This window comes from Bacteroidales bacterium, assembly GCA_035299085.1.
GTDB lineage: Bacteria > Bacteroidota > Bacteroidia > Bacteroidales > UBA10428 > UBA5072.
Genome location: DATGXG010000055.1, coordinates 18,378 through 29,087, shown reverse-complemented (window position 1 = coordinate 29,087; position 10,710 = coordinate 18,378). Strand labels below are relative to the sequence as shown.

Annotated in this window: 11 protein-coding genes; 6 read left to right on the top strand and 5 right to left on the bottom strand. The window is 42.1% G+C overall.

What is annotated here, in order from left to right:
- Positions 1-182: 182 nt before the first annotated feature.
- From VK179_18790 to VK179_18780, 3 genes are all read left to right on the top strand, one after another.
- Positions 183-842, top strand: coding sequence for a hypothetical protein (locus tag VK179_18790; GenBank protein HLO60806.1), 660 nt, complete (start codon positions 183-185; stop codon positions 840-842).
- 385 nt (positions 843-1,227) lie between these two features.
- Complete coding sequence (locus tag VK179_18785; protein ID HLO60805.1) at positions 1,228-1,773, top strand: DUF3267 domain-containing protein; 546 nt, start codon at positions 1,228-1,230, stop codon at positions 1,771-1,773.
- Between the two features lie 123 nt (positions 1,774-1,896).
- Positions 1,897-2,382 (top strand): nuclear transport factor 2 family protein, encoded by a 486-nt coding sequence (locus VK179_18780; protein HLO60804.1) that lies wholly within the window; start codon positions 1,897-1,899, stop codon positions 2,380-2,382.
- A gap of 224 nt (positions 2,383-2,606) precedes the next feature.
- On the opposite strand, the gene VK179_18775 is transcribed toward VK179_18780, so the two are convergent.
- Entirely contained in the window at positions 2,607-3,311 is a 705-nt protein-coding gene (locus tag VK179_18775; GenBank protein HLO60803.1) for a LytTR family DNA-binding domain-containing protein, read from the bottom strand.
- Complete coding sequence (locus VK179_18770; GenBank protein HLO60802.1) at positions 3,292-4,353, bottom strand: histidine kinase; 1,062 nt, start codon at positions 4,351-4,353, stop codon at positions 3,292-3,294. Before VK179_18770 ends, VK179_18775 begins: the two co-directional genes overlap by 20 nt.
- A 133-nt stretch (positions 4,354-4,486) precedes the next feature.
- Between VK179_18770 and ddlA the strand changes: the two genes are divergently transcribed.
- Complete coding sequence (ddlA, locus tag VK179_18765) at positions 4,487-5,587, top strand: D-alanine--D-alanine ligase (GenBank protein ID HLO60801.1); 1,101 nt, start codon at positions 4,487-4,489, stop codon at positions 5,585-5,587.
- Between the two features lie 110 nt (positions 5,588-5,697).
- Here ddlA and VK179_18760 read toward each other — a convergent pair whose 3' ends face one another.
- Positions 5,698-8,322 carry a DUF5916 domain-containing protein gene (locus VK179_18760; GenBank protein ID HLO60800.1) on the bottom strand — a complete coding sequence of 875 codons (2,625 nt, stop codon included), beginning with the start codon at positions 8,320-8,322 and terminating at the stop codon, positions 5,698-5,700.
- 164 nt (positions 8,323-8,486) lie between these two features.
- Here VK179_18760 and VK179_18755 point away from each other — a divergent pair, with 164 nt between their 5' ends.
- Together VK179_18755 and VK179_18750 are read left to right on the top strand one after the other, a co-directional pair.
- A complete protein-coding gene (locus VK179_18755) occupies positions 8,487-9,092 on the top strand; it encodes a hypothetical protein (GenBank protein HLO60799.1) in 606 nt (201 codons plus the stop codon).
- Positions 9,085-9,378: a transcriptional regulator gene (locus VK179_18750; GenBank protein HLO60798.1), complete on the top strand. Its 294-nt coding sequence runs from the start codon at positions 9,085-9,087 to the stop codon at positions 9,376-9,378. The genes VK179_18755 and VK179_18750 overlap by 8 nt, the downstream gene beginning before the upstream one ends.
- Before the next feature lie 143 nt (positions 9,379-9,521).
- Here VK179_18750 and VK179_18745 read toward each other — a convergent pair whose 3' ends face one another.
- Entirely contained in the window at positions 9,522-10,178 is a 657-nt protein-coding gene (locus tag VK179_18745; protein ID HLO60797.1) for a hypothetical protein, read from the bottom strand.
- Positions 10,179-10,202: 24 nt separating this feature from the next.
- The gene (locus tag VK179_18740) at positions 10,203-10,709 is read right to left on the bottom strand and encodes a hypothetical protein (GenBank protein HLO60796.1); all 507 of its coding nucleotides are present in this window, start codon (positions 10,707-10,709) and stop codon (positions 10,203-10,205) included.
- Between the last annotated feature and the right edge of the window lies 1 nt (position 10,710).

Below are 10,710 nucleotides of genomic sequence, written 5' to 3'. Positions count from 1 at the left end.
TTAATTGAATTAATCCACTAAAGAAAAATTATAAAACGCTGACAGGTCTGCGACGCTGTCAGGTTTTACACCGGATCTAACCTGTCAGCGTCCGAAGGACCTGACAGCGTTATTTATTTGAATAAATATAATCTCTTTTATATATTTAAAGTATAGTATGTTAAGCCTATTCCGTTAATAAAATGATTACACTTCAAAATTCAAAATTCTACCATATTTATAACTTTGATAATAATCATCAGAATCTGTTTGAATCAGATGAACAGTATCGTTTCTTTTTAAAGATATATGATAAATATATTAGTCCTATTGCTGATACATATGCATGGGTGTTAATGCAGAATCACTTTCACCTCTTAATACGAGTTAAAGAAACAACTGAAATTCCAGTCTATAAATATTCCATGAATAACACAGATGCAGTTAACATTAATAAAACAAAATGGGAGACTTCCTCAAACCGCAATAGAGAATTATCCAAAACCCCTGATCCTACTAAACATTTTTCTCATCTTTTCAATACCTATTCGAAATTTTTTAATAGTCTAACAGATCGCTCAGGGGCACTTTTTAGTCGGCCTTTTAAACGTACAGAAATCAACTGTGATCAATATCTGAAAAAGCTTTTGGTTTATATCCATTGTAATCCTGTGCATCATGGATTTGTAGAAAAGCTCTCAGATTATAAATGGTCAAGTTATCACACTTTTTTTTCATCACAACCAACTAAATTAAGAAGAAGTGAAGTGATTAACTGGTTTGATGATTTGGATAACTTTGAATGGGTTCATATTCAAAAGACTGAATATTATGAAAATATTAAGGACCTTCTTCTGGAATAGTTCCGCCGACTATATTGTTATTATTTGAATCAATCCACTAAAGAAAAAATATAAAACGCTGACAGGTCTGCGACGCTGTCAGGTTTTACACCGGATCTAAGCTGTCATCGTCCGATAGGACCTGACAGCGCTATTTATGTGAATCAACTCACTAATGAAAAAATATAAAACGCTGACAGGTCTGGGCGATGTCAGGTTTTACACCGGATCTAACCTGTCAGCGTCCGAAGGACCTGACAGCGTTATTTAATTGAATTAATCCACTGATGAAAAATCATAAAACACTGACAGGTCTCCAACGCTGTCAGGTTTTACACCGGATCTAACCTGTCAGCATCCGATAGGACCTGACAGCGCTTATCTCCGGTTTTACTAATTTTGCAGTATGGAAAATCTTCAAAATAATGTTCCTGCAGAAGTAACCTTCGAGGAATCAAGGTTAATGCTGTTTATGGTCATTGCTATAGTTCCTTTTTATCTTGCCGGGGATCTTATTTTTGACCTGATTTGGCGGCACAGGGAGCCTCTTATTGAAATGAATTTGCCATTCTGGACCAAGTTTCTCATTGTACTTGCAGCCATTCCGGTTCATGAATTAATTCATGGACTAATATTTGGCCTATATGCTCCTAATGGATTCCGATCAGTCCGTTTCGGATTCAGTCTTTCAATGGGTTCTCCTTACTGCCATTGTTCTGATGCGGTTAAGGTTAAACATTACAGGAGGGCCGGAATTGCGCCGTTTATTCTGCTTGGACTGTTACCCTACCTGTTTTCGCTTTTCACCGGTGTCAGCTGGATAAAGGTGTTTGGTTTGCTCCTTTCAATTGGTGGTTTCGGAGATGTGCTTGTGTGGATCAAACTGCTTAAATACAATAAAAATCTGCTGATCAGGGATCACCCGGATAAGATGGGATTTGTTATTGTTTGAGGTTTGAGGTTAAAAAAACTTCAAACTATGAACTTTAAACTATAAACAAAACCTTGCTATTGGGCTGAAAATTCACTACATTTCTATAGAGTTCTTTGATATCGAAACCATAAAACATGTGCCATGAAAAAATATGTGGTTGTTTTGGGTCTCTCCGCTGCATTGATGTTCTTCCTTACATCATGCAAGCCAAAAGTGGATAATGAAAAGGAAATTCAGGCTATAAAGTCGGTGATCAATGCCGAAACCCAGGCATGGATTGACCGTAACCCTGAAAAAATGAAGGAATTCTACATTCATGATGCCCTGCAAACCCGCGTTAACATTCAGGACTCTGTTTACACAATAGCTACGGGCTGGGAAAAGCGATCGGTAGCTATTGATACACTGGCTAAATACGCCGACTGGAAAGGTGTGGATGCTTTCAAGGTGGAAAAGGAATACCTGGCCATTAAAGTTTCCGGAGATGCTGCATGGGCAGTACTTAAGGAAACACAGAATATGGTTTACAACGGATCTCCCGCCACTGCTGTCTCTATCATTAACGTGATGCTTGAAAAGGTGGACAAGAACTGGAAAATATCATGCTTTGTGAAGTCGAGTATTTAGTTTAATCCGTCATTGCGAGGAGCGTGACAGGACTCTGATTATTCCCGAAATCATTGTCGACGAAGCAATCTGCCGGCACAGGATATGCCTTGCCAAGACAGTCATTTGAAATTTTTCAGGTTCTCTTTGCATCGCCCTGCCTTGTTCAGACAGATTGCTTCGTCGCATTAAGATGTTACTATAATCATTGATTAATCAGGCTCCTCGCAATGACGAGCGATTTGTTACTTAAACATCCTCTCCCTGAACGCTTCCTTGTAGTTTTCGCCGATCGGAATCCATTTATCGCCTACCATGACGCGATTGCGTGAAATGGATGTGATGCGTTCGATGCTGATTATGTACGATTTATGAATCCGCATGAATTTATCCGAAGGCAGTGTTTCTGCAAGACCTTTCATTGTGAGCAGGGACAGAATAGACTTTTTGCTTTCCGTTTGTATCTTAACGTAATCCTTAAGCCCTTCAATATAGATAATGCTGTCAAGCATTACCTTAAGTGTTTGGTAGCCTGACTTTACAAGGATATATCGTTGTGCCTGCTGTTCCTGCGACGGTGCGCCTTTATTGGTCCGGAGACGCCACAATTCATAGGCTTTATTCACCGCTTTCAGAAACCGGTCGAATGGCACCGGCTTCATCAGGTAATCGGTTGCATTTACATTGAATCCCTGCAGGGCATACTCCGAATATGCAGTTACCAGGATAAACTGGGGAGGATTGGGATAGGTGCTTATGAATTCAAGACCTGAAATCCGCGGCATATGAATATCAAGAAAAATGAGATCTACCTGGTTATTTCTCAACGCCTCTGCTGCTTCACTGGCATTACTGCAAGTGGCTACGGCAGTGAGAAAAGGCACCCGTGAAACGAATTCTTCAATAACCTGTTGTGCCAGCGGTTCATCATCAACTATCAGGCATTTCATTTTCCTTTAACTTAAGAATGAGGTCAAGAATATAACTTTTGTCAACAGGCCCTGCTGTCAATGTATAATGGTCATGATACAACAGTTTGAGTCTTTTCAGGGTGTTGCTCATGCCCAGGCCCGATGATCCGTCTTTCGGTGTATTATTCTCAATAAGCGGATTTTCAACGTGAAGTCGCAGAATGTTTCCTTCCTGGACAATTGAAACGATAATTTTTCCTCCTGTTTCGGGATCGATGCCGTGTTTGAAGGCGTTTTCAACAAAAGGAAGCAACAAGAGCGGTTCAATAATGGATTCCTCCTTGCTCAGTTCGGTAGTAAATTCCACCTGTATGTGTTTCGAGAGTCTCAGGCGCTGCAACTCAATGTAATTGGCAATATATTCAACTTCTTTTGAAAGAGGTACCTGCTTTCGCTCGGTATCATAAATGATATACCTCATGATCTCGGAGAGCTTGATTACCGCTTCCGGAGTTCTGTCGGATTTAATAATGGCAAGCGAATAAATGCTGTTGAGGGTATTGAAGAAGAAATGAGGATTAATCTGCGATTTGAGCAGAGATAATTCTGCGCCCAGTTTCTGATTCTCCATCTCCTTACGCTGTTTTTCATTTTCATACCAGCTTTCTGTGGCTTTAATACTTGTTCCCAGCGCCAGTACGGCAAAACAGAAAAGCGCCGAGTTATATCCCCTGAAACGGGGCCATTTTCTCCTGGGCTGTTCATCCTTTTGACGGGTTACCCCATTTTTGGCCTCCTCCATCCTATGGGCCTGCCTGATATAGATTTCGTTTGCCGAATAGGTAAAAACAAGCATCAGGAAAATAAAGGCAAAATACTGGGGAAATTTGCCTCTGCTCAGAAATTTCGGCACAAGCCACAGGTAATTAATATAGAAACAGATTATCACGATAAACCAATACATGAAATCACCGAAATTGTGAGGCAATTTCAGTTCGCTCTGCAAAGCCAGGGGCGGTAAAAGGTACAATAATATCCAGCCGCCGATGTGATAGAAAATTCTCAGGATCCGGTTGCTCATTTTTTTCTACACTCTTCCAAATGTAAATATACAGTTTAGGTTTCAGAGAATGAATTTTTGATGCAGCTAATAGATATACTCCGTGATTTTGACGACAACCCATTAATTTTGTACATTCGCAAAATTTGAATTCATGAGAAAAATCAAAGTTGCCATTGTCTTCGGCGGTCGTTCAGCCGAACATGAGGTTTCATTGCAGTCAGCACGAAATGTTATTGAATCACTCGATAAAAATAAATATGAACCTGTCCTTATTGGAATTGATAAAGAAGGCCGCTGGTACCTGAATGAAAATTCGATTAAATTGCTTGATGCCACCGATCCGCGTTTGATCAGGCTTTCGGCAGGCAATAATGAAGTGGCTCTTATACCAAACGGAAGCTCCAGTCAGCTGATCAGCCTGTCAGATAACAATGAGATCGGCAGGGTGGATGTGATTTTCCCTGTGCTCCATGGCCCTTATGGCGAGGACGGGACAGTGCAGGGACTTGCCAAACTGGCCAATCTTCCGTGCGTGGGTGCCGGTATTTTGGGAAGTTCGGTGGGAATGGACAAAGATGTGATGAAACGGCTGTTGCGTGACGCGGGAATACCCATTGGCAAATTTGTAACTCTCACCGCTGTTAACAGGAATAAGTACACCTACCCGAAACTCGCTCAGGAACTCGGTACCATATTATTTGTAAAGCCGGCCAACCTTGGATCATCGGTGGGAATTTCAAAAGTAAGAAACGAACAGGAGTATGAAAAGGCCGTCGATCTTGCTTTTCAATATGACCTTAAAGTGATTATCGAGGAGGAAATAAAGGGCCGCGAAATAGAATGCGCCATTCTTGGTAACGAAGAACCAATGGCTTCCATCCCGGGCGAAATCATCCCGTTATCCGATTTTTATTCATATGAAGCCAAGTATATCGATGAACATGGCGCCGCTCTTGAGATTCCTGCAAAATTACCGGCCCACCTGGTAAAGAAAATTCAGGAAATAGCCGTTGCTACCTATAAAACTCTCGAATGCCTGGGACTGGCCAGGGTGGATTCATTTCTTACACCGGATGAAAAGGTGATTGTTAACGAGATCAATACAATCCCCGGATTTACCAAAATCAGCATGTATCCCAAACTATGGGAATACTCGGGAATTCCTTATACTGAACTGGTAGACCGGCTCATTCAGCTGGCGATCGACGATTATGAGAAACGCAACAAATTAAAAGTTTCTGTAGAATTGTAAAATAGGTTTAAACCGATCAATAGGAATCCGTTGTATAATACGCAAAAGACACTTTAGACAGATAATACAGTTCAACTCAGGTCCGTTGGCTAAAGCCAATGCAATTCATTCTACAACGAAAACCAGTAATTGAATTTTATAAGGAACACGTTCTGGGCTGAAGTGCGGAAAAGCTGCTTCATATTGTAATCGAACTGGCTGTTTGTGACTGCTTCATCTGATGTGCGATTGTGTGTCCAAACCAGGTAGATTACCGAACCCCGCCTGTATTCCCAACGGGCAACAAAATTCGATCTGAATTCCCTGAAATTGAAATCGGGATTATCAAAATCAACGGCCGGGTTCACCCCGTCGTTCAATGTGTAAGTTCTGCCGGTGTAGCTAACCTGGTCGGCACTGTATGTTTTAAATACCTTGCCTGGATTTTCGTTTTCAGCATTGGACAGGGATTTGAAATTAGAATAATTACCCATTGTAACATAAGGACTGCCGTAATATTGCAGCGTCAGGTCAGGTGTAATGGAATAACTCATCCGAAGAGTGATACCATAGATCTGCCTGTTGAGCCTTCCCAATAAGTAACGGCCTTGTTGTTCCAGTTCAGGATTGTAAATATACTGGTAATCGTCAGTGATTTTATTGTAACTGAATTGAGGTGTTACCTGGAATGAATTGGTCACTTTCCAGTTGATGTCAGATTGAAACTCATTACGTTTGGAAATTCCGTCATCTTTGAGTTCACTTTCATAACCTAAAGACAGCGTAACTTTTTTTGCCTGATCGGTCATCAAATAATAATCCTGGCTGAAACTTCCATATTTATAAACGCCGGGTCCCCCGCGAAGAAGGGTGGCGTCGAGTTGTTTTCCTTCACGCTCGATATTTGCATGGAAATCCCACTTGTTCTCAAAAGTAAATGAACCTTCCAGTCCGACTTCTGAAGCAAGGTATTGGCCACCGAAATTCCAGAAATTAACCTCTGAAAGATTTATTGCGTACTGTCTGAAAATACCGTGAGGTTTATTTTCTTCATATCCCAGCGTAGCGCCTCCCAGGATCATATCGGCATTTGGCTGAAAACCCATGTCGTTCAGCTCCAGGCCGGGAGAAACCCAATGTAAACCTGCTGTATACCTCCAGTGTCCGTTTGATCCTTTACCTATTTCAAGCGATCCGCCTGTTCCCTGTAAACGGGTCGCTGTGGTGTCCACTTTCAGGTGAGGTGCATTGGGCCTCTGAAAATATCTCGAAGATTCCTGCTGAAGCAGCGTAATGGATTCAGTGGAACCGTCAATCAGACTTCCCATTGCTTTGAAATCGATGAAATACGTTTTGTCTTTAATGAAATGTTTGAAGTCCAGCCCTCCTGTAACTGCCGATTTGCTAAGAAAACTCAGGTATTCATGATTCAGGTCCCTGTAAAGGTAATTGATCATTCCTCCGATCAATGTATTGCTATTGTTAATGTCCTTTTGCACCCTGCCGGAGAAATAATTGGTAAGGGGTTCTGCCACTATCTTATAATCATTACCCGGTGAGCTCACCCGAGCGTATTCAGGTGATGTCAGGCTTTCAAGAATACCAAGAGAAAGACCTTTTTCTGTTTTACCTGTAAGTTTCAGGGCGCCCAGAATATTCGTATTTTCCGGCATTTTCACATATTCGCCGTCAGGTACCTCCGGCCGGTAAACCGGCGCATGACCGATTCTGCGGCTATAGAGCAGTTGATTATCATCGAATTCAAAATCCATTATGTTTTTGCCTTCAATGAAAAAGGGCCTTTTCTCTTCATAATAAGTTTCAAAGGCTGTAAGGTTCAATTCCGAAGGGTCAGCTTCCACCTGCCCGAAATCGGGATTGATTGTATAATCAACTGTAAAATTGCTTCCAATTCCAACTTTTCCGTCAAGACCGAACGTGATCGACGGATCCGTTCCGTCAGCAAACGGATTGCCGGGTTCGGCTTCATATGTCCTGACCTTAGCCAGCGTATAAGGCATAAACTCAACCCTTCTGACGTTTGGCAAATTTTCAAGACCATGCAATTCGCCAAAGTAGTAAAGAGCCCCTGCATTGTCCCGGGGAATAAGATTCCACTGGTCCTCTTCCTTATTTTTATTGATCCATCTCCATGAATGCATGCCCCAAACCTGCACTGACTTGTTGCTGTAACGTAACTGACTCAGGGGTATCCTCATTTCAGCCACCCAGCCTGAATCCATCTTGCCTGTCTTGCCGTCCCATACAGGATTCCAGTTTACGTCCCAGTTAATACCCATCTCATTCTTTTTATTAACAAGGATCAGGTCAATCTTGCTTCCGGCTGCCGTAAGGTTGAACTCAAAACCGGTACGATGATCGTGGTAGCTGTCAAAATTAATCCCTACAATATCTCCTGCAAATTCATCACGCCGGGCCATCTGCCTGTCGGTTATGTTGGCATCATCATAGCATTTGAAAGCCACATACATATTCTCACCATCATAAAGAATCTTGATCTTTGTCTGCTGTGAAGGTTTTGCACCTTCCTCCGGCATCTGCTGACGGTAATTGCCTGACCATTCACCTTCACTCCAGCATGCATCATCCAGTACACCGTCTATCCTGGGAGTTTGTGAATTAATTTTTACAGTGTTGTAGATTCGGGTTTCTCCTCTTGGCTTTTCCTGTGCAAAAGTGACAGCAGGTAATAAAAACAAAGTCAAACCGGTAGTAACCAATATAGATTTTTGCATGCTCTGAATTATTTGAACTGGCAAATTTAAAAGAAAAGTATAACCGTAAGAGGGTGTGACGACGAAGGTTAAAAATATATCGATATAAATTAGGTTTATAAAATAAACTAGTTTATATTTGTATCGAAAAACAAAGTCAAATTCAACTTAAACATCTATTCAAAATGGAAAACAATGTAACATCGAAGGAATTCAATCCTGAAGCCGGCTTAAAAGTGATTTACGACATGATTCAATCGGCTAAAGCAAGGATTGGGAAAAACTATTTCTATTATTTATTCTGGGGTTACCTGGTGGCTTTCACTGCAACACTAGAATACCTGCTGATTGCAGTATTTGAATACCCGAAGCACTATATGGTGTGGCCGGTTCTTATGATGGCCGGGTTAATCGTTACCATTGCCTTTTACCTGGGTGAGAAAAAGACGCAGAAGAGCAGGACTTTTATTGGCACTGCAATGGAATTCCTTTGGCTTGGCTGGCTAATCTGCTTTGCTATCCTGGTCCTTTTTGCCAATCTTAGGCATGATTATACCCTGATCATCCCTGTAATCCTGGCCATGTATGGCCTCGCCATATTTGTCGCCGGTGGTATGGTAAGTTTCCGGCCGATGATTGTCGGTGGTATTTTAGCCTGGATGGCTTCAGTGGGTTCGTATTTTGTTGATTACCCTATTCAGCTGATTATCCTGGCTGTATTGGTTATTGTTTCGCACATTGTACCGGGACATATTTTAAAGCATCAAAGCCAAACCGAAAGCCATGTTTAAGGAACTTGACCCGGTATTGCATTCCCAACTGCGCCTTTCAGTGATGTCGTTGCTGATAGGACTGAAATCGGCGTCTTTCAGCTTTCTGCTTGAAAAGACAGGGGCGACAAGAGGTAACCTCAGTGTTCAGATCAAAAAACTGGAAGAAGCCGGTTATATTGAAGTTGATAAATCGTTTAAGGATAACTATCCGCTCACTACCTGTCAGATTACTAAGAAGGGAATTGCAGCGTTTGAAGGGTATGTGGAGGCGCTGAGAGGGTATATTGGAGGGGATCCAACCTGACAGCGTCCGAAGGACCTGTCAGCGTTGTTTAAACCCCGGAAAAACGCTGACAGATACTCCGTAAGGTGGTATATAAATACTTGGAATTTAAGCGGAATAACGCTGACAGGTCCTCCGGACGCTGTCAGGTTATTCCTTACTTCCTAGAATTTACCGAACTTAAAGGTAACCCCGCCTGAAAAGCCTTTCAGAATATCAGTGGGAACGTTGTAATCGGGGTTTTCGATATCCACATCAGATGTGTAACGATAGTAAGCGCCGACCGAGAACCTGAAGAAACGGGTTACATTCAGTTCAAGCTCCACACCGGGTTCTATTATCATAAACGCATCGGAAGCCTCTGATTTATAATTGTCATTCCAGTTGTCATTGTCTTCCTGGCTTACAACGGCCAGTCCGCCTGCACCGATCATAACCGGAAAGGAAACATGCACAGGAAACCTGGGCATAATTACCGGTTCGAAAAAGAATCCACCGTAACCACCGGCCAGACTGACATCCTGGTTGCTGGCAGAGTTATAATGGACATCATTAAAGAAACCGGCACCGGCAAGGCCGAGCGACATCATATGTCCCATTACAATAGCTCCTCTGGCTCCGAAAACGAAGGCATCCTTATCTTCCAGTTCGGTGTAGCGCATGGATATAGCTCCATACCCGCCAACTGAATTATTTCGGCCCATTAAGGTTTGAATATCATCGGATCTGCCAGATCTGCCTGATTTTTCTTCATCTTCGTTCTGCGCAAAGGTTGAAAGGGTAAGGGCAAAAGCCCATAAAAAGACGAGTAACTTTTTCATAATGTATAGTTTATCAGTGTTATTTTAAAATCTGTACTTGATTGAAAATCCAATACTCTGCAGGTATAGACTAAAGATCTGAATGGTTGAGTATTCGAAATATGGTTTTGCATCAATGCTCAGGAGCAGAGGCAGATCAGGGAACCTGTATTCCAAACCTATCATGCCGTCGATACCTAACACAGGGTTCACCCTATAATCCCCGATATCGTAAACACGGTTCAGGATTCTGTAACTATTAATATATCTCAATCCTGCGTGGGCTCCGTAACCGTATGTTAAAAACAAATTCTCTGAAACTTGTCCCAGTGCCGGCTGGAAATGCTCCTTTAATATGGTAAAGGTTGATCCGTGTTTTCCCCCGTAAAAAATTCCTTCAAAAGCCTGGTTATCGCTTAGATGAATGCGGTATGAGGCTGAAAAATTATCCCCGATCCTCAACCCGGCGTCCCGGGTATAATTTTGTGCTTTTCCTGCCAGGCATACAAACAATGTAACGATAATCAGCCCGGTTTTTGTCTGAAATCTCATG

What these genes read in the sequence shown, in the direction of transcription:
- VK179_18790 (HLO60806.1), top strand. Translation starts at nt 183, where the DNA reads ATGATTACACTTCAAAATTCAAAATTCTACCATATTTATAACTTTGAT.
- VK179_18785 (HLO60805.1), top strand. Translation starts at nt 1,228, where the DNA reads ATGGAAAATCTTCAAAATAATGTTCCTGCAGAAGTAACCTTCGAGGAA.
- VK179_18780 (HLO60804.1), top strand. Translation starts at nt 1,897, where the DNA reads ATGAAAAAATATGTGGTTGTTTTGGGTCTCTCCGCTGCATTGATGTTC.
- VK179_18775 (HLO60803.1), bottom strand. Translation starts at nt 3,311, where the DNA reads ATGAAATGCCTGATAGTTGATGATGAACCGCTGGCACAACAGGTTATT.
- VK179_18770 (HLO60802.1), bottom strand. Translation starts at nt 4,353, where the DNA reads ATGAGCAACCGGATCCTGAGAATTTTCTATCACATCGGCGGCTGGATA.
- ddlA (HLO60801.1), top strand. Translation starts at nt 4,487, where the DNA reads ATGAGAAAAATCAAAGTTGCCATTGTCTTCGGCGGTCGTTCAGCCGAA.
- VK179_18760 (HLO60800.1), bottom strand. Translation starts at nt 8,322, where the DNA reads ATGCAAAAATCTATATTGGTTACTACCGGTTTGACTTTGTTTTTATTA.
- VK179_18755 (HLO60799.1), top strand. Translation starts at nt 8,487, where the DNA reads ATGGAAAACAATGTAACATCGAAGGAATTCAATCCTGAAGCCGGCTTA.
- VK179_18750 (HLO60798.1), top strand. Translation starts at nt 9,085, where the DNA reads ATGTTTAAGGAACTTGACCCGGTATTGCATTCCCAACTGCGCCTTTCA.
- VK179_18745 (HLO60797.1), bottom strand. Translation starts at nt 10,178, where the DNA reads ATGAAAAAGTTACTCGTCTTTTTATGGGCTTTTGCCCTTACCCTTTCA.
- VK179_18740 (HLO60796.1), bottom strand. Translation starts at nt 10,709, where the DNA reads ATGAGATTTCAGACAAAAACCGGGCTGATTATCGTTACATTGTTTGTA.